The following is a 17,695-nucleotide window of genomic DNA, read 5'->3' on the forward strand; positions in this document are numbered from 1 at the left end:
ATGTTTCCCTGCGACGCCCGTCAGCCAGGTCGGGCGGTCATTGACTGGCGCGGTTGAATGGCTTGAGCTCGCCGGACATGACCTTGCGATAAAACGTCCAATAATCCGGTTCGATCACCTCCATGCTGGCACGAGAGCAGTCATGTAGCGTCTGGCAACGACCCATGGGCACGCTCGCCAGACTGTGGTGTGCGGTGTGCAGGTTGTTTGCATTTGTATACCAACGGGCCAACGGGGATGCTTCGATGCTTCGGGTATTCCTGTTGAAGTTCGGTTCGGTGTAGGCATCGAGGCCGAAGTGCTCCGGTAGCTCGATCAGGTAGTGGGCGGGCTCGGCAATCAACACCATTGGGATGAGCCAGGCCAGCACAAGAAACCATGAGCCGGTCAATAAGGTGAAAACGACGGCCGCAGCAACGATGAAAAAATACGCGCAATATTCCTGCCTCGTATGCTTTTGCGCTTTGCTGTCTTCTATATCCTGCAATTTTGCTCCGGTGAGGCTTTTGAACATGAGCGCGCCCACGCGAATGAATCTGCCTGGATTGAGGGCCGCACTTGCCAGCTTCCAGGGGCTGTCCATGCCTTTTTCCGGGTAATTGAAAAACTCACTGTTTTGTGGAGTGCCCAGATGCCGGTGATGGCGAAGATGGTGATATTTATAGTGGGAAAAAGAGTTAAGCATGAACAGGCCGCAGATAAATCCCAACCCCCGGTTCAACCGTTGTGATTTAAAGGCGTGTCCATGCAGCAGTTCATGTTGTAGCTCGGTAAAGTGAGCGTAAACCAACCCCAGGATGATCATGCTTAAGCTTGCGGCATACCAGGGCAGATCAATCGTGCCATTTTCTTCCAGCAGTAGCCCGGTCATGGCGAGTGCAATGATCAATACCGCGTTGATATAAATGAGCGAGGTACGTAGCGGTGTGCGCTTCATCAGTGTGTGTTTTAAAGTCGCATCGAGTTTCGTCGCGCCGCGGTCACTCGCTACCACGTGTTTATCGATTAAAAGCGGGTAAGTAATGCTGTCTGTCATAGATGCGCCCAGTACTCACAAGAGGCCTTGTTTTCCTGCTCCTTCGATTGGTTTAAAAGACCTCAAGGTTTTATTTGAAGGTGACAGCGGCTGCAATGGAGTAATACTACGGCTGGTATTAGTTTCTCTATCGATCAATAGCGCAATGCGGTACCGGCTTTTTCGCGTGCCTGCCTCTAACTCGTTACTCGGCAACTCGAACGTTGGCGATGTAGACTGACCACCCGGCAATGACTCTGGAAACGAGGCGTTTATGCGCAGGATCAACGCAGCCAGGCCCGTGACAGGTCGCGAGGCGGTGAGGCAGGTGAAACGGTGATCGGCGCGGCGGTGCTGGCGCCGCAAACGCTCGGCATCGGCTGGTTGTTGTATGCCCCGGTGGTGATCTGGGCGATTTTGCGTGCGCCCTGGATCGAACTGTTTGCTGATCGACGGCGCCAGCATTTGCTGTTCGGCACGGTGTTCGCGCTGTTCATGTTGTGGCTGGTGCGACGGGATTTCGATACGGGGGTGTCCTACCACTTTATCGGCATGACCGCAGTGACCCTGCTGCTGGATTGGCCGCTGGCAATCGTTGGTGGGTTTGTCGCGCAGTCGGGGTTGGTATGGCTGGGGCGGCAGGACCTCGCCGCTGTCGGCATCAATGGCCTGTTGCTGATTGGTCTTCCGGTACTCATTACCGAGTTTTGCGCGCGACTCGTGGAGCGGGCGCAACCGCGAAACCCCTTTGTGTATATCTTCTGTTCCGGCTTTTTCGCTGCGGCGCTGTCGGCATTGCTTTGCCTGTTGGTCGGGCTGGGGCTGCTGTGGTTGGACGGGCGATTTGCGATGCCGCAATGGCTGGGCGATTTTGTCGGCTACCTGTGGCTGATCATCTTTCCCGAAGCCTTTATCAACGGCATGGTGATCAGTGCCCTGGTGGTGTTCTGCCCTGAATGGCTGGAGACTTTCAACCGCACCCGCTACCTCTCGGCGCCGTGGAAGGACGACGATTCGCGGCGTTGATCCAGATCAAAAAGCGCATGAGTGCACAGGCCCATGCTCTGCGAAATTTCAGGAGCACCAATCATGAGTGTGTACGAATGGGCACGGCAGGAGTTGCGCAGAAGCCAGGATGCAGCGCAGGAAATCGGTTTTGATCCGGGCTTGACCCTGCGCGCCATGCTCAGCGCGGTGGTGCAGCAGAGCAAGGGCGTTCGCAGCTTTGAAGACTTGGCCGACGAGTTGCAATACCTTGCGGAAAACCTCGACGACCAGCAGGCGTACGCCTTTATGCGGCCTTAATGGCGCGGCGGCAGGTCTTCGGAAAACAACTCGTCTTCGGCGTCCGGGGCCACCGGGATTTTGTGTTCTTCAGCGGCCCAGGCACCCAGGTCGATGAGTTTGCAGCGGTCCGAGCAGAACGGCCGGTTGAGGTTGGTCGCTTTCCATTCCACGGGTGCGCCGCAGGTTGGGCAATCGACGGTCAAGGGTTGGCTCATGATCGGCCTCCACGCAAAGTAAGGTAAAAGTGGTGCAGTCGCTCGACCTCGCCGTGCAGCCAGGCAAGGTCCTGGTCATTGACCAGTACGTCATCGGCATGGTTCAGGCGGTCTTCGCGGCTCGACTGGGCTTTGAGAATGGCCTGCACCTGTTGCTCGCTGATGCCGTCGCGCTGCAGGGTACGCTGAATCTGCAGTGATTGCGGCACGTCGATCACCAGGATGCGTTGGGTCATGCTGTATTGGCCGGACTCGATCAGCAGCGGTGACACCAGAATCGCGTAAGGCGACTGGGCGCGTGCCAGGTGATCGCGAATTTCGTCAGCGATCAGCGGGTGCAACAGGCCTTCGAGCCAGCGACGTTCTTCGGGTACTTCAAAAATCAATTTGCGCAACGCGGCGCGGTCCAGTTGGCCGTCCGCCTGCAGCACACCGCTGCCGAAATGCTCGGCAATGCGCGCCAGCGCCGGCCGGCCGGGCTCGACCACCCAGCGGGCGGCATGATCGGCGTCGACCAGGTCGACACCCAGCTTGGTGAAGTGCTCGGCCGCAGCGCTTTTACCGCTGCCGATACCGCCTGTGAGGCCGAGAATCCAGGGTGTTGCAACAGAAGTGGTCATGTGAAACCGACAGACTGCAAATAGAAGTCGGTTATTTGACCACCCCAGAGCAATGCAATCCAGCCGGCAATTGCCAGGCAGGGTCCAAATGGGATGGGTGCCGACACGTGCGTCTTGCGCCAGCGCATCAGCAGCAGCCCGGCAGACACGCCGAGCAGTGACGCCATCAGCAGCGTTATCGGCAGTATCTGCCAGCCGCCCCAGGCACCCAACAGCGCCAATAGCTTGAAGTCGCCATGGCCCATGCCATCCTTGCCGGTGACCAGCTTGAACAGCCAGAACACGCTCCACAGGCTCATGTAGCCCAGCACCGCGCCCCATAACGCATCGGGCAATGTTACGAGCAGGCCCAGGCTGTTGAGGACAAGCCCCAACCATAGCAACGGCAGCACCATGGCATCCGGCAGCAGTTGATGATCCACATCGATCAGGCTCATGCCCAGCAGCCCCCAACTCAGCAGCATCACCGCACCCGCCTGCCAGCCAAAGCCGTAGTGCCAGGCAACGGTGGCGGATATCAGCGCACATGCCAGTTCGGTGAGGGGGTAGCGCGCGCTGATGGTTGCACGGCAGTGGGTGCAACGTCCCTTGAGCATCAGGTAGCTGAGCAGGGGGATATTCTCCCAGGGGCGAATCGGCTGGTCGCAGTGTGGACAGCACGAATTCGGGCGCATCAGGTTATAGACCGGCCCCGCTGGCGCAGCAGGCAGGCCGAGGATCTCATGGGCCTGGGCGCGCCATTCGCGCTCGAGCATCTTGGGCAGGCGCCATACCAGCACATTGAGAAAACTGCCAACGATCAGGCCCAGCACCAGCGCCATGCCGACAAATGCCCAGGGCTGCTCGCCCAGCAACGCGCTCAAAATGCCGAACCCAGTTGAAATACCGGCAGGTACATTGCAATCACCAACGCGCCGACGATGCTCCCCAGTACTACCATGATCAGCGGTTCCATCAAGCTGGTGAGGTTATCGACGAGGGTCTCTACGTCGGCCTCGTAATGGTCCGCGACTCTTTCCAGCATGTGGTCCAGGGTGCCGGACTCTTCGCCGATTGCCGTCATCTGGATCGCCATGCCTGGAAACAGGCCGCTGGCGGCCATGGACTGATTCAACTGCATGCCTGTGGATACATCGTGGCGCATATGTTCGATTGCCTGTTTGAAAGGGTCATTGCCGACGGCGCCGGCCACTGAGCCGAGCGCCTGCACCAGGGGAACACCTGCTGCAAAGGTGGTTGAAAGCGTGCGGGCGTAGCGGGCGACGGCAGCTTTGTTCATTAGTTTGCCTGCCAGGGGTACTTTCAACAAACCTGCCTGCAGCCGGTAGCGAAACTGCGCAGAACCACGGTAGGCGTGGCGCAGCCCGCCGATGGCCGTGCCCAGGCCCAGCACCAGTATCCACCAGGCCTGTTGCAGAAAATCGGAGAGGGCGATGACCCCCAGGGTAAAACCGGGCAATTGACTGTCGACTCCGGCGAACAGGTGCTGGAACTGCGGCACCACCTGTATCAACAACACTGCGCTGACGAGGCCGGCCACCACCAGCACTGCAAGAGGGTAGGTCAGGGCTTTTTTGATTCTGGTTTTGAGGCGTTGGCTTTTTTCCAGCTGAATGGCCACGCGCTCCAGCAGTGTTTCCAGGGCTCCGGCCTGTTCACCGGCGGCAATCAGGTGGCAGTACAGGTCATCGAAGTAACGGGGGTATTGGCGCAGCGTGCTGGTCAGGCTGTTACCGGCGGCGACGTGTTGCTTCAGCCCCTTGACCAGCTCGCGCAGTGGGCGGTTTTCGACGCCCTCGCTGATGATGTCGAAGGCTTGCAGCAGCGGGATACCGGCCTTCAACAGCGTCGCCAGCTGGCGGGTGAACAGCGCGATATCCGCCGGCAGTATCGGCGCCGCCAGGCTTGGCAGGCCTGACGATTGCTTGCGCACATGTTCGGGGCAGATTCCTTGCTGGCGCAGTCGTGCCTTGATCCATGCAGGGTCATGCCCCGAGATTTTCCCGCACACCCTGCGGCCGTTGCGGTTGATGCCCTGCCAGGCATAGATCGTCGAGGTGTCGTTCATGTCGCGTTCGCACATGCAGATTAAGAATTTACAGCTTAGCCAGCGGGCGGATACAGGCAGGCGGGTGTTGGGCGATAAAATGTCAGATAGTGCTTCTGGTATGCGATTGGCCGCGCAGGGATGAGTACACTGGCGCCGCTGCACAATACGGGGCGCAGGATGCGCCTTGTCATGGTTCTATTCTGGAGAGTGAAAGTGATGCGTCAGAAAGGCTTTACCTTGATCGAGTTGTTGATCGTCGTGGCAATCATCGGCATTTTGGCCACGATTGGCTTGCCCATGTACACCAAGCACCAGGCCAAGGCCAAGTTCACGGCGGGGTTGGCCGAAATCAGCGCGTTGAAGGCCGGCTACGAAGATGTCATTAACCAGGGCGCTGTGCCCACGGTGCCGTTGATTGGCGGCAAGAGCCCCACTGCCAATTGCAAGGTCGATGTGACAGCAGATGTCACCACGGGCAGCGGCTCCATCAGCTGTGAAATCCTTGATGCACCTGCGCCCGTACTGGGCAAGACCATCACCTTGACGCGCAGCGCCACCAGCGGCTGGACCTGTGTCACCACGGCCGAGGCGCAATACGTCGCCAAGGGTTGTGGCGCCAACGGCGCATGACGGCTGCCGGGCGGTGAGCGAGCCGGTTGCCGCATGCCCAATGCGGTGCTAGCTTTAGCCCACTGCCCGTGTAGCTCAGCCGGTAGAGCAGCGCACTCGTAACGCGAAGGTCGCAGGTTCGATTCCTGTCTCGGGCACCAAGGCAACACTGTTTCAAAGGCATGTTTCAAAGGCATGTTTCAAAGGCACTGTTTTCAGATGATCCACAGAATGGTTCTGAAGGCCAGACGAGCCGGTATTCGCGCCTGCTCTTTGTATCTGCGCAACCTTGATGACCCAGATGCATCCCCATTCCTCGATCTAAGAGAACGACATGACCACGACTGAGATGACCCAGGAAGCACGGCACGAAGAAGCGCTCAAGAAGTATCTTGATGATATGCCGCAGCTTAAAGAAGAGATCAAGGACCTGAGCGCTGACGACCAGCGTGATCAGATTCAGTGGGCATTCGAGGACGAGGCGGAGAGCCAGAACCTCCAGCCTTGGGAACTGACCCTCAAGTACACCTCTACCCCGGAAGAGTTCGAAGTCGCACGCCTGGTCTTGCACAAGGAGGCCGCCGAAGTGCTGGGTGTCGAATGGGAAGAGTACTGCGAGATGAATAATCTTGTAGTTTGAGATCAGCTTCAAGCTTCAAGCCGCAAGGGACGCGACACCCTCTTGCAGCTTGCAGCTTGCAGCTTGCAGCTTGCAGCTGCTCAAATACTCAACCGCATCGACAAATCCACAGCCTTCACATCCTTGGTCAGCGCACCAATGGAGATGTAGTCCACGCCCGTCTCGGCGATGGGCAGCAGGGTACTTTCATTGATCCCGCCGCTGGCTTCCAGCCTGGCCTTGCCCGCGTTCAACCGCACGGCTTCGCGCATGTCGTCCAGGCTCAGTTCATCGAGCATGATGATGTCGGCGCCCGCCGCCAATGCTTCGCGCAACTCCTGCAGGCTTTCCACTTCGACCTCCACCGGCTTGCCCGGGGCGATTTTGTGGGCCGCGCTGATGGCCTGGGCAATGCCCCCGCATGCGGCGATATGGTTTTCCTTGATCAGGAAGGCGTCATACAGCCCGATGCGATGATTGTGGCAACCGCCGCAGGTCACTGCGTATTTCTGCGCCAGGCGCAGGCCCGGCAACGTCTTGCGAGTGTCCAGCAGCTTGACCTGGGTGCTGGCGACGAAATCCGCCAGGTATCGGGCACGGGTGGCGACGCCTGACAGCATCTGCAGGAAATTCAGCGCACTGCGTTCACCGGTGAGCAGCGAACGCGCCGGCCCTTCAAGGTGAAACAGCGGCTGGTTGGGGCTGACACGTTCACCATCGGCCACTTGCCAATGCACGGCGACGCGGGGGTCCAGTTGGCGGAAGACCGTATCCACCCAGGCGGTCCCGGCAATAACGGCCGCATCGCGGGTAATGATCGTGGCCTTGGCCAGCCGTTCGGCCGGGATCAGCTGTGCGGTGATATCACCACTGCCGACGTCTTCCAGCAGTGCGCGGCGCACGTTGGCTTCGATTTCGGCGGCGAGGTCGGCAAGACGCAGGTTCGGCATAACAGTCTCCACAGACAAAGTGCCGCGATTATAGGGGCTGTGTGGACTGGAACCCAGACTCGTCACTCATTTACCGCGCAGGGCAGAGTTTACTGGCGCAACGGCCCTGATTTGCCGATAATCTCGCGCCTTGCGATTGGCGTCATAGCTTTGACGTCCTGATGGTGGCCGGTACTCGCAGCGCCCAGCAGGCCTGCTTCCGTTCCTTGCCCATCTCAACACCCGCCGTTTCAGGAGGCCAGGATGCACAATGACGGGAAGGTGGTGCCTATCAAACAGGCACAGGCCACGCCATCGCCGCTCGCACGTCTACCGGTGGTGGTGCTGCAGGTGCGTGACAAAGCGGCGCAGCAGTTGCAACAGGGATTGCAGGAACTGTTCGATAACGCCGACGACACCCTGTTTGAAATGGCCGACAAGGCCCGCAGCACGGTTGACCAGCATATTTTCTTTCAGGCCATGCGCGACCTGCGCCTCAAGCGCAAGAACTTCGAGCGCGTGCTCATGGAGCAACTGTTTGCCGCCTTCGCCAATCTGAGCCAGGCCGATAGCGGCGGGTTGCATCCGGTGCCTGTGGTGTCCTATGAGATGGCCGGCGCTACCCGGGCTGATGACCGGGAAAAGGCCGTGGCACTGCAGGCAATGCTCGGTCGGGTACGGCACCGTGATGGCCTGGCGCTCGGGCAACTGAGCGCGCGCTTGAGTGAAGTGTTGGGCAGGCCTTTGACCGACCATGAGAACCCTCTGGGCCCTGCACGGCTTTGCCAGTTTTTTCTGCAGGCGGGCCGCAGCCTGGGGGTGGAGATCCGGGTCAAGCTGATCATGCTCAAGCTCTTCGAGAAATACGTGCTCAGCGATGCCGACCAACTCTATGGCGAAGCCAATCAACTGCTGGTTGCCACCGGGGTCCTGCCTGAACTCAAGAGCGTGCCCTCCCGTCGTGCGGGTGGACGCGCGTCGCGTGAGCTTCAACACCAGGCTCGTCCGCCGGCCACCGACCCTCCTTGTGACGAAAGCGGCCAGCAAGCCTTTACCGCCTTGCAAGCCTTGCTGGTGGCGGTGCGCGGCAGCGTAGCGCCGACCCTTGAAGCCAGTGCGCAACCGCAACCCATCGCCAGCCGAGACCTGCTGCGCCTGCTGTCGCATTTGCAGCAATACGTACCGGAGCCTGGGGCTGAGGACGATTTCGACCTGCGCAACCAGCTCGAACAGTTGCTGACCCGAGTCAGCGTCAAGAGCGGCAAGTCGCGGGTGGTGGAGGCGGCTGACGAGGATGTGATCAACCTCGTCGCGCTGCTTTTTGAGTTCATCCTCAATGACGCCAGTGTGCCCCACGCCTTCAAAGCCCTGATCGCTCGCTTGCAGATCCCGATACTGAAAGTCGCCCTGCTGGACAAGAGCCTGTTCAGTTACCCCGGGCACCCGGCACGCCGCTTGCTCAATCAGATCGCCAGTGCCGCCATGGGTTGCAGCCCGCACAATGGCTATCAGAACGACAGCCTGTACCTGCGTATCGAACAGGTCATCCAGCGCTTGTTGAATGAGTTCGTCGAAGATCCGGCGATTTTTTCGCAGTTACTGGCGCCATTCAGCACGTTCATCAATGAAGAGCAGCAGCGCAGTGCGTTGCTCGAACAGCACACCCGTGACGTCGAGGAAGGGCGCCTGCGTACCGAGGTCGCGCGCCAGCGCGTGGCACAAGCGCTGAACCGGCGGTTATCGGGCAAGGTCCTGCCGCCATTCGTGGTGCAGTTTCTGCAACACACCTGGAGCCAGGTGCTGTTGCTGGCCAATCTCAAGCACGGCGAACACTCGGTGCAGTGGCAGGCCGGGCTGCGCACCATGGATGAATTGATCTGGAGCGTCGGCCTGCACGAAGACACCGAGGCGGGCCGGCATCTGCTGGAGCAATTGCCAGGGTTGCTCAAGTCGTTGCGCGCCGGGTTGGCCGGTGCGGCGTTCGATCCTTTCAGCACTCGGGAATTTTTTTTACGCTTGCAGACCGTACATGTTCAAACATGCAAAGGCGAGGGCGACGACGGGCTGATTGAAGTCCGCGAGCCCTTCGTTCTCGGCACCCAACTGTCGGACGCCATCGAAGCCTGGCCGCATGATGACCCGGACCTGCTCAAGGTTCGCCCATTACGGGTCGGTGGTTGGGTGGAGTTCCAGCAGGACGACGACACGATATTGCGGTGCAAGCTCACGGCGATCTTGGCGCCGAACCATCGTTATATTTTCGTCAGCCGCACGGGGCTCAAGGTCCTGGAGCAAACCCCCGGGCAATTGGCTGCGGCTTTTAAGCGCGGCGCCCTGCGCAGCCTGGACGAGGGTTTGCTGTTCGATCGCGCGCTGGCGGCGGTGATTGGCAACCTGCGTCAACTCAATCGCGGCAAGTGATCGCAACCGCAGGGCGGAACGCGGCATACTGGTAACACTTTGTCTCAGTCAAGGAGCCTGTATGCAGTTGGACCCCGTCAGCGGTTGGTTCGAGGGCATTCGTCATTGCCCTTCGCCCAACTTCAACGAGCGCCCGGCAGGCGAGGTATCGTTGTTGGTGATACATAACATCAGCTTGCCCCCGGCGCAGTTTGCCACCGGTAAAGTGCATGAGTTTTTCCAGAATCGCCTGGATGTAACGGAACACGCCTACTTTGAGGGGATCGTCCACCTACGGGTTTCTGCGCATTTTCTGATTGAACGCGACGGTGCAGTGACGCAGTTTGTGGCGTGCCAGGACCGGGCCTGGCATGCGGGCGTTTCCAGCTTTGAAGGCCGGGATACCTGCAACGACTTTTCGTTGGGAATCGAGCTGGAAGGCACAGACGATCTGCCGTTCACCGACGCCCAGTACCAGGCGCTGATTGAGCTGACGCGCCAGTTGCTCCCAGCTTACCCTGCGATTACCCCCCAGCGTATCTGCGGTCACAGCGACATCGCCCCAGGCCGCAAAACCGATCCGGGCCCGGCTTTTGATTGGAAGCGCTTTCGTAGCGCGCTGCAGGATGGAGGACACAAACTATGAGTTTTCTGGTGCTGGTACTGGCAGTGTGGATCGAGAAGTTCTCGGCCTTGCGCCAGCGGTTGCAGCGCGACGGCGGCTGGCTGCGCGAGCTGGCCAGGCTTGAATCGAGCCCGCGCATGGCCAAGCGGCCCTGGCTGATCCTGCTGGCGCTGGTGGTGCTGCCCGTGGCGCTGCTGGGCTTGTTGCTGCTGGTGCTGGAGCCCGTGGCCTATGGTTTGTTGGCGTTGCCGGTGCATGTGCTGGTGGTGATCTACAGCCTGGGCCGTGGCGATCTGTTGGCCGCGTTGGGGCCGTTTCGTGATGCCTGGCGGCGGGGTGATCTGCAAGCCGCCGAGCATGTGGCCGAACGTGACCTGAACCTGGGTGCCGACAGTGGCGAGCAACTGCTCGAGCGGGTTCAAGGCCATTTGCTGTGGCAGGCGTACCAGAGCTTTTTCGCGGTGATTTTCTGGTATTTCCTGCTGGGCCCGGTGGCCGCTCTGGCCTATCGCCTGCTGGCGCTGGCCAGTGAGCACAGCCAGAATCCCCTGGTGGCCGAACGCGCCACGCACATGCGCCACGCCTTTGACTGGCTGCCGGTGCGCCTGCTGGCGGCGAGCTTTGCCCTGGTGGGCAATTTTGTCGGGGTCAGCCGGGTCATGCTCCACGAATTGCTCAGTTGGGATATCAGCGCTGCACAGCTGGTGGAAAAAGTCGGCCTGGCCGCTGCGCAGATACCGCCTCCGGTGGTGGGCGCCGAAGGTATCACCAGTCTTGATCAGCTGTGGGAATTGCTGCTGCGTGCGGCGGTGCTGTGGTATGCCGGTTTTGCAATCTGGACGGTGTTGCCCTGAGACAGCCGGCAGGGGCAACCCCTGCCGTTAACCTTACGTTACAAAACTCCCCTTCAAATTGAGCTATACAGACAGAATGCCAAATAGTGGCTATCTGCCGCCGCCCTGCGCCTCAATAAAAATAAAAGTAAGGGAGATCACCTGTGAAGCGCTTGCTCTATCCCGCCGTCGCGTTGATGAATCGCCTGAGTTTCGGCCTGAAGTTCAGTCTGATCAGCGTGCTGTTCCTGCTGCCGATGCTGGCGACCAACTATTTTCTGGTGCGTGACGCCTGGGCTGAGTTCCAGGGCACCCGTATTGAGCTGCAGAGCCTCGATCTGCTGGGCAGCAGCCTGGTGGTGCGTCGCGAGCTGGAAGCACTCAATAACCAGGTGCAGATCAACGCGACCCTCGGCCAGTCCGGCAAGGCCGGCGACCTTGAAGCCAGGATCGGCGCCCTGGAGCAGAGTGTGCTCGGCCGTGTGCAGGGACTCAGCGCGATGGCAACCCAGCCCGAACAAGTCGCAGCTTTCGATGCCAAGCGTGATGAGCTGATCGCTGCGTTCAAGGCTCAGCAACAGGAAACGTCACTGCTCAACAAAACTGCATTGATCGGCAAATTGCTCAACCAGGCCCAGATACTCAGCCAGATCATCGCCAGTCAATCCGGCTTGAGCCGAGATTCGCAGAGCGATCTGCGCCAACTCAGCGAACTGATCACCGCCGTCACCCCACACGTCACGCAGTTGCTCGGGGAAGGGCGTGCGATGGGCGCGTACTCCCTGGGCCAGGGCTTTATCAATTCATCTTCCAGCACACGCTTTGACGAGCTGCTGCAGCAATTGGAAAAACTCCAGGGCGAATACGGCTTGAAGCTGCAGGATGCGCTCGGCGCCAGCAGTGCCGCGCAGGCGGCGCTTGATACCGTAGCGCAAGCCAGCCGGGCCAGCCTCAAGCAGGGCGCTGAATTGTTCGAAGAACGGGTGGTGGTGGCTGAAACCCTGGACACACCGTGGCAGGGCTTTTATGACGACGTCAGTCAACTGATGGCCAAAACCTATCAACTCGATGACGCCTCCCTGGCATTCCTCAAGCAGCAACTGGAACAACGCCTGGCGCAAAAGCGCCTGCACATGATGCTGCTGGTCACGGCGCTGGTGGCGGTATTTGCGCTGATTTTCTACTTGTATGCAGGCTTCTATGCTTCCACGCGTGCGACCTTGCGCAGCCTTGGGGCGATGATGGATAAAGTGGCGGCCGGCGATATGACGGTCAGTTTCGTTGCAGAAAGTCGCGATGAACTGGGGGATCTGGGCCAGGTATTCAATGGCACCGTGGCCAAGATCCACGACCTGATCGAGCGCGTCGGGCACACGGTCGGCCAGGTCGAGCTGCAAGCCGGGCAAGTCCAGGCGGTCTCGGCACAGAGCAACCAGGCGGTGTCCGGCCAGCGCAGCCAGATCGAGCAAGTGGCCACAGCGATGAACCAGATGTCATCCACCGCCCAAGAGGTGGCGCGCAGCGCCGCAGCCGCTGTCAGCAGCGCCCACAGTGTCAACGATGAAACCGTCAACGGCCGCGCGTTGGTGCAGTCCCAGCAAGGCAGCATCGCGCGCCTGGCGTCGGAGATCGATGAGTCGGTGCGGGTGATCAACCAGTTGGCTGTCGACAGCCAGTCCATCAGCAGCGTGTTGGACGTCATCAAAAGCATCGCCGGGCAAACCAATTTGCTGGCACTCAACGCGGCGATCGAGGCCGCGCGCGCCGGTGAGCAGGGGCGCGGTTTTGCCGTAGTGGCCGACGAGGTGCGTACGCTGGCGCGGCGTACGCAGCAGTCCACCGAAGAAATCGAGCAGATGATCGGGCGCCTGCACAGTGGCGTCGGCGCAGCGGTCAAGGCCATGGGCGCCAGCCATGACATGGCCAATGGCACGGTAGGGCAGTCGGAGAAAGTCCAGCAAGCCTTGGAGAATATTCTCGGTGCGGTAGGAATGATCGTCGATCAGAACCAGCAGATCGCCGCCGCCGTGGAGCAGCAAACGGCCGTCGCCCACGAGATTGATCAGAATATCGTCGCGATCAATCGTGCGGGTGAGCACGCCGCCCAGGGCGCCGACCAGACCGAAGCGGCCAGCCATCAGCTGTCGCAGCAGGTCACTCAATTGAAGCTATTGATTGGCGCGTTTCGCGTGTAGGAATTCTCGGTGGGATTTAACTCGGTAGGGCGTGGCACTTGTCCTGATTTCGCTGATGGCCTTTCAATGCGCCGTGAATAGGTGGAATTTGTATCATCTGGTCACGGTCTCAAGGAGGCACGGCGATGGCCGCTGTCATCGGCATCAAAGGGCATTGCGCCCACTGCGACATGACGTTTGAACTCAAACCCTGGCAACTGAACGCCATTGCCATCGACGAGCCCTTTGTCTGTACCTATTGCCATGCGTGCCTGCAGCTGTGTTGTCGAAAACAGCTGCGTCGATTTCGTGCCCTGGACCAATGGGCGCTGGTGCCGCCCGGCATGATCATGCTGACGTGCGCGACCCTCCTGGTGGCGCTGTTTGCAGAGTGGCTGGGACTGCTCAGTGTGATCGGGCAATTCAACATTTCGTTGACGACGCTGTTGATCCACTTCCTGGTGCTGCGCTACGTGCGTCATCGGCGAAGGATGACCTTGAACCTGCAAGCCGTCAGCCGGTTACCACTTGAACAGCTCGCACGCGTTGCGTGTGCTCGCCTCAGCCAGCCGTGAAGCGCTGATGCCCATCCGCTCGGCCAGGGCGCTGCAGATAGCCGGCAAGTGGTGGGGGCTGTTGCGCCGGCCCGGATACATGGCGGGGGCCATATCCGGCGCGTCCGTCTCCAGCACCACGGCTTCCAGCGGCAATTGAGCCAGCACCTTGTGCATGCGCAAGGCCTGCGGCCAGGTGGCGGCACCGCCCAGGCCCAGCTTGAAGCCGAGCTTGATGTACTCGCGGGCTTCTTCCCGGCTGCCGGCGAACGCATGAATAATGCCGCCACGCGGCAGGTGAATGCGCTTGAGCGTGGCGATCACCGCCGCGTGACTGCGGCGTACGTGGAGCAAGGCCGGCAGGGCGAAATCCACCGCGAGTTTCAACTGGGCTTCGAACAGCGCTTGCTGGCGCTCACGGTCCAGGTGTTCAAGAAAGTAATCCAGGCCGATTTCACCCACGGCGCACAGTTGCCGGTGGCCCTGCAGGCGCGCCAGCCAGTCGCCCAATTCCAGCAGGTCGGCAGGGCGATGCTCATCCAGATACACCGGGTGCAGGCCGAAGGCGGCGAACAAGCCTTCATCCTCCACCACCAGATCCCACAACCGCTGCCAATTGCGCTGATAAACCCCGAGCACCACCATGCGCCGCACACCGAGTTGACGGCTGTGGGCGAGGACCTGCGGACGATCATCGTCGAAGTCCGCGAAATCCAGGTGGGTGTGGGTGTCGATCAGCTCCACGCTCAGGCCTCGTGAATACGCTGCTTGAAGGTCCGGCTGATGCCGTGCACACCGGGCTGGTAATGTTCTTCTTCAATGGCCGCCAGGGCCAGGCGCAGGGCGGTGTCGGCGATCAGTTGATGCTGCTGGGCCATGGCGTTGACCGGCAGCGGCAGGAAGTCCAGCAACTGCGTATCGCCGAAGGTGCCCAGGCGCAGTGGCCGAGATTTGAGCGGGAAGTCGTGAAGGGCGTCAAACACGCCTTGCAGCAGCACGTAGGACGTGGTCACCAGAGCGTCAGGCAGATGCCCCAGGCGCTGCAGTAATTGCTCCATCAGCTGTCGCCCGCAGTCGCGGCTGAAGGCTTCGCCCTGTTCGATGATCACCTCACCGGTAAAGCCTTGCAGGGCTTCACGGAAACCCGCGGCACGTTCCTGGCTGATGCTCAGCTCCGGATGTGCGCCGATCAGCGCGATTTGCTTGGGCAACGGTTGCAGCAGGCTGCGGGTAAGCTGGTGACAGGCTTGACGGTCGTCGCTGACCACCGAGCAGAACTGGCTGGACTCCATGACCCGGTCGATGGCGATCACCGGCAAGCCTTTGGCCTGCAGTTCGCGATAGCTGTCATCCTCGGCTGGCAGGCAGCTGGCAACGAACAGCGCATCGCAGCGCCGCGCGCGGAACAGTTGCAGCAACTGGCGCTCGCTGTCAGCTTCATCGTCGGAGCTGGCGATCAGCAATTGATAGCCGCGCGCCCGTGCGCCTTGTTCGAGCAACTTGGCAATGCGTGCGTAACTGGGGTTCTCCAGGTCCGGCAGGATAAAGCCCAGGGTGCGCGTGTGCCGGCTGCGCAATCCGGCCGCTTGGGGATTAGGCGTAAACCCGTGGGCCTGGACCACGGCCCGCACCCGCTCCACCGTCGCGTTGCTGATACGTTGCTGTTCGGCCTTGCCATTGATGACATAGCTGGCGGTGGTCACGGACACACCGGCCAGACGTGCGATATCACTGAGTTTCAAACCGGGTTTCCTTGTTTTTTTGAGCGTGCCCCGACATTTTGTCCAATCGTAACCGATTCCAGCCTACGACCAATGTCCCACAGCAGGCGCCGAGTGGCCCTTCAAGCTTGCGCAATTAACGCGTAATCTGCCATAAATTCTAGATTAAACGTTTCAGCAAGGGTATTTTTACGATTTTCGCCGCTGAGTGGCTACTGCCAACTGACCGCTCAGTCAGTTAATTTTGAACACCGCTAAGCTGATTTATTCAAAACAATACCTAGTGCGCACCTCGCACTAACTAGGAGAACGGCATGCTCGAGCTCACTGTAGAGCAGATATCCATGGGCCAGGTGGCAGTGGATAAATCTGCGGCCTTGCACCTGCTCGCTGAAAAACTGGTGGCCGATGGCCTGGTTGCCGAGGGTTATCTCAGTGGCTTGCAAGCCCGTGAAGCCCAAGGCTCGACCTTTCTTGGCCAAGGCATCGCCATTCCTCACGGCACCCCGGAAACCCGCGACCAGGTATTTTCCACTGGCGTGCGTCTGTTGCAGTTTCCCGAGGGCGTGGACTGGGGCGACGGCCAGGTCGTGTACCTGGCGATCGGGATTGCCGCCAAATCCGATGAACACTTGCGCCTGCTGCAATTGCTGACCCGCGCCCTGGGTGAGACCGACCTCGGCCAGGCGCTGCGCCGCGCCGGTTCCGCCGAGGCGTTGCTGAAACTGCTTCAAGGCGCGCCGCAGGAACTGGCACTGGATGCACAGATGATCAGCCTCGGCGTGTCGGCCGATGATTTCGAGGAACTGGTGTGGCGAGGCGCGCGCCTGTTACGCCAGGCCGATTGCGTGAGCAACGGGTTTGCCGCCGTGTTGCAGCAAGTCGATGCACTGCCCCTGGGCGATGGCCTGTGGTGGTTGCACAGCGAGCAGACGGTCAAACGCCCGGGTCTGGCGTTCGTCACGCCGGACAAACCCATGCGCTATCTGGGCCAGCCGCTCAATGGCCTGTTCTGCCTGGCCAGCCTGGGCGAAGCGCATCAGGCGTTGCTCGAGCGCCTGTGTGCCTTGCTGATCGAAGGGCGCGGCCAGGAATTGGGCCGCGCCACCAGCAGCCGTGCCGTGCTTGAAGTGCTGGGTGGCGAACTGCCGCCCGACTGGCCCAGTGCCCGCATCACCCTGGCCAACGCCCACGGCCTGCATGCACGCCCGGCGAAGATCCTCGCGCAACTGGCGAAAAGTTTCGACGGCGATATTCGCGTGCGCATTGTCGATGGCCCGGTCGGTACGGTGTCGGTTAAAAGCCTGAGCAAGCTGTTGAGCCTCGGCGCGCGGCGTGGCCAGGTGCTGGAATTCGTCGCTGAGCCGGCGATCGCTGGCGATGCGCTGCCAGCCCTGTTGACCGCGATTGAAGAAGGCCTGGGCGAAGACGTCGAGCCGTTGCCGACCGTCAGCGCCCAGCCCGCCACCGTCGACATCGAGCCAGTCATCAGCGCGCCGCTGTCCGGTAGCCAGATCCAGGCAATTGCCGCCGCGCCCGGTATCGCCATCGGCCCTGCGCATATCCAGGTGCAACAGGTCTTCGACTATCCACTGCGCGGTGAGTCCTGCGGTGTCGAGCGCCAACGCCTGCAGGCTGCGCTGAGTGATGTTCGTCGCGATATCGAGGGCCTGATCGAACGCAGCCAGTCCAAGGCGATTCGCGAGATCTTCATCACCCACCAGGAAATGCTCGACGACCCCGAGCTTACCGACGAAGTCGATACTCGCCTCAAGCAAGGCGAAAGCGCCGAAGCGGCCTGGATGAGTGTGATCGAAGCGGCCGCCAGGCAGCAGGAGTCGTTGCAGGATGCCTTGCTCGCCGAGCGCGCCGCCGACCTGCGCGACATCGGCCGCCGCGTGCTGGCGCAACTGTGCGGCGTCGACACCGCGCAGGAACCCAATGAACCCTACATCCTGGTGATGGACGAAGTCGGCCCTTCGGACGTCGCGCGCCTGGACCCGGCCCGTGTCGCCGGCATCCTCACGGCGCGGGGCGGCGCCAC

General features: G+C 60.6%; 19 protein-coding genes and 1 tRNA gene. 11 read left to right on the top strand and 9 right to left on the bottom strand.

Going from position 1 to position 17,695, the window contains the following annotated elements:
- Positions 1-37: 37 nt before the first annotated feature.
- The gene (locus BFQ04_RS09880; protein WP_065950649.1) at positions 38-1,036 is read right to left on the bottom strand and encodes a fatty acid desaturase family protein; all 999 of its coding nucleotides are present in this window, start codon (positions 1,034-1,036) and stop codon (positions 38-40) included.
- A gap of 315 nt (positions 1,037-1,351) precedes the next feature.
- On the opposite strand from BFQ04_RS09880, the gene BFQ04_RS09885 reads away from it, so the two are divergent.
- Together BFQ04_RS09885 and BFQ04_RS09890 are read left to right on the top strand one after the other, a co-directional pair.
- Positions 1,352-2,041 (top strand): energy-coupling factor ABC transporter permease, encoded by a 690-nt coding sequence (locus BFQ04_RS09885; RefSeq protein ID WP_065950650.1) that lies wholly within the window; start codon positions 1,352-1,354, stop codon positions 2,039-2,041.
- A gap of 63 nt (positions 2,042-2,104) precedes the next feature.
- Positions 2,105-2,320: a hypothetical protein gene (locus tag BFQ04_RS09890; protein ID WP_065950651.1), complete on the top strand. Its 216-nt coding sequence runs from the start codon at positions 2,105-2,107 to the stop codon at positions 2,318-2,320.
- Here the strand turns inward: BFQ04_RS09890 and yacG are convergent.
- Genes yacG through BFQ04_RS09910 form a run of 4 tightly spaced genes read right to left on the bottom strand, consistent with a single transcriptional unit; the run spans position 2,317 to position 5,205 of the window.
- Positions 2,317-2,517: a DNA gyrase inhibitor YacG gene (gene yacG, locus BFQ04_RS09895; RefSeq protein WP_003188437.1), complete on the bottom strand. Its 201-nt coding sequence runs from the start codon at positions 2,515-2,517 to the stop codon at positions 2,317-2,319. The genes BFQ04_RS09890 and yacG overlap by 4 nt on opposite strands.
- Positions 2,514-3,137 carry a dephospho-CoA kinase gene (gene coaE, locus BFQ04_RS09900; protein ID WP_065950652.1) on the bottom strand — a complete coding sequence of 208 codons (624 nt, stop codon included), beginning with the start codon at positions 3,135-3,137 and terminating at the stop codon, positions 2,514-2,516. Before coaE ends, yacG begins: the two co-directional genes overlap by 4 nt.
- Positions 3,134-4,000, bottom strand: coding sequence for a prepilin peptidase (locus BFQ04_RS09905; protein ID WP_065950653.1), 867 nt, complete (start codon positions 3,998-4,000; stop codon positions 3,134-3,136). The genes coaE and BFQ04_RS09905 overlap by 4 nt, the downstream gene beginning before the upstream one ends.
- Complete coding sequence (locus tag BFQ04_RS09910; RefSeq protein ID WP_065950654.1) at positions 3,997-5,205, bottom strand: type II secretion system F family protein; 1,209 nt, start codon at positions 5,203-5,205, stop codon at positions 3,997-3,999. Before BFQ04_RS09910 ends, BFQ04_RS09905 begins: the two co-directional genes overlap by 4 nt.
- 198 nt (positions 5,206-5,403) lie before the next feature.
- Here BFQ04_RS09910 and BFQ04_RS09915 point away from each other — a divergent pair, with 198 nt between their 5' ends.
- The 3 genes from BFQ04_RS09915 (at position 5,404) to BFQ04_RS09925 (ending at position 6,436) form a co-directional block, all read left to right on the top strand.
- Entirely contained in the window at positions 5,404-5,817 is a 414-nt protein-coding gene (locus BFQ04_RS09915; protein ID WP_065950655.1) for a pilin, read from the top strand.
- 64 nt (positions 5,818-5,881) lie between these two features.
- A tRNA-Thr gene (locus BFQ04_RS09920) sits at positions 5,882-5,957 on the top strand.
- Positions 5,958-6,130: 173 nt separating this feature from the next.
- Positions 6,131-6,436 (top strand): DUF6388 family protein, encoded by a 306-nt coding sequence (locus BFQ04_RS09925; protein ID WP_065950656.1) that lies wholly within the window; start codon positions 6,131-6,133, stop codon positions 6,434-6,436.
- Positions 6,437-6,451: 15 nt separating this feature from the next.
- Here the strand turns inward: BFQ04_RS09925 and BFQ04_RS30385 are convergent, their stop codons facing one another.
- The gene (locus BFQ04_RS30385; RefSeq protein ID WP_371914494.1) at positions 6,452-6,520 is read right to left on the bottom strand and encodes a hypothetical protein; all 69 of its coding nucleotides are present in this window, start codon (positions 6,518-6,520) and stop codon (positions 6,452-6,454) included.
- Positions 6,517-7,365 (bottom strand): carboxylating nicotinate-nucleotide diphosphorylase, encoded by an 849-nt coding sequence (gene nadC / locus BFQ04_RS09930; protein WP_065950657.1) that lies wholly within the window; start codon positions 7,363-7,365, stop codon positions 6,517-6,519. The genes BFQ04_RS30385 and nadC overlap by 4 nt, the downstream gene beginning before the upstream one ends.
- Before the next feature lie 243 nt (positions 7,366-7,608).
- Here nadC and BFQ04_RS09935 point away from each other — a divergent pair, with 243 nt between their 5' ends.
- The 5 genes from BFQ04_RS09935 (at position 7,609) to BFQ04_RS09955 (ending at position 13,951) form a co-directional block, all read left to right on the top strand.
- Positions 7,609-9,765, top strand: coding sequence for a DUF1631 domain-containing protein (locus BFQ04_RS09935; protein WP_065950658.1), 2,157 nt, complete (start codon positions 7,609-7,611; stop codon positions 9,763-9,765).
- Positions 9,766-9,826: 61 nt separating this feature from the next.
- On the top strand, positions 9,827-10,390 hold the full coding sequence (ampD, locus tag BFQ04_RS09940) for a 1,6-anhydro-N-acetylmuramyl-L-alanine amidase AmpD (RefSeq protein ID WP_065950659.1): 564 nt from the start codon (positions 9,827-9,829) through the stop codon (positions 10,388-10,390).
- Positions 10,387-11,223, top strand: coding sequence for a regulatory signaling modulator protein AmpE (gene ampE, locus BFQ04_RS09945; RefSeq protein ID WP_065950660.1), 837 nt, complete (start codon positions 10,387-10,389; stop codon positions 11,221-11,223). The genes ampD and ampE overlap by 4 nt, the downstream gene beginning before the upstream one ends.
- Before the next feature lie 1,469 nt (positions 11,224-12,692).
- Positions 12,693-13,397: a methyl-accepting chemotaxis protein gene (locus tag BFQ04_RS30390; RefSeq protein WP_371914495.1), complete on the top strand. Its 705-nt coding sequence runs from the start codon at positions 12,693-12,695 to the stop codon at positions 13,395-13,397.
- 125 nt (positions 13,398-13,522) lie between these two features.
- A complete protein-coding gene (locus BFQ04_RS09955) occupies positions 13,523-13,951 on the top strand; it encodes a hypothetical protein (RefSeq protein WP_065950662.1) in 429 nt (142 codons plus the stop codon).
- On the opposite strand, the gene BFQ04_RS09960 is transcribed toward BFQ04_RS09955, so the two are convergent.
- Entirely contained in the window at positions 13,898-14,674 is a 777-nt protein-coding gene (locus BFQ04_RS09960; protein ID WP_065950663.1) for a TatD family hydrolase, read from the bottom strand. The genes BFQ04_RS09955 and BFQ04_RS09960 overlap by 54 nt on opposite strands.
- Before the next feature lie 2 nt (positions 14,675-14,676).
- The gene (gene cra, locus BFQ04_RS09965) at positions 14,677-15,672 is read right to left on the bottom strand and encodes a catabolite repressor/activator (RefSeq protein WP_065950664.1); all 996 of its coding nucleotides are present in this window, start codon (positions 15,670-15,672) and stop codon (positions 14,677-14,679) included.
- A gap of 293 nt (positions 15,673-15,965) precedes the next feature.
- On the opposite strand from cra, the gene fruB reads away from it, so the two are divergent.
- Positions 15,966-17,695, top strand: a 1,730-nt coding sequence (fruB, locus tag BFQ04_RS09970; RefSeq protein ID WP_139111910.1) for a fused PTS fructose transporter subunit IIA/HPr protein, incomplete at its 3' end; no start/stop codon positions are given.

Source organism: Pseudomonas sp. 37 R 15 (genome assembly GCF_900004865.1).
GTDB classification, from domain to species: Bacteria; Pseudomonadota; Gammaproteobacteria; order Pseudomonadales; family Pseudomonadaceae; genus Aquipseudomonas; species Aquipseudomonas fluorescens_AM.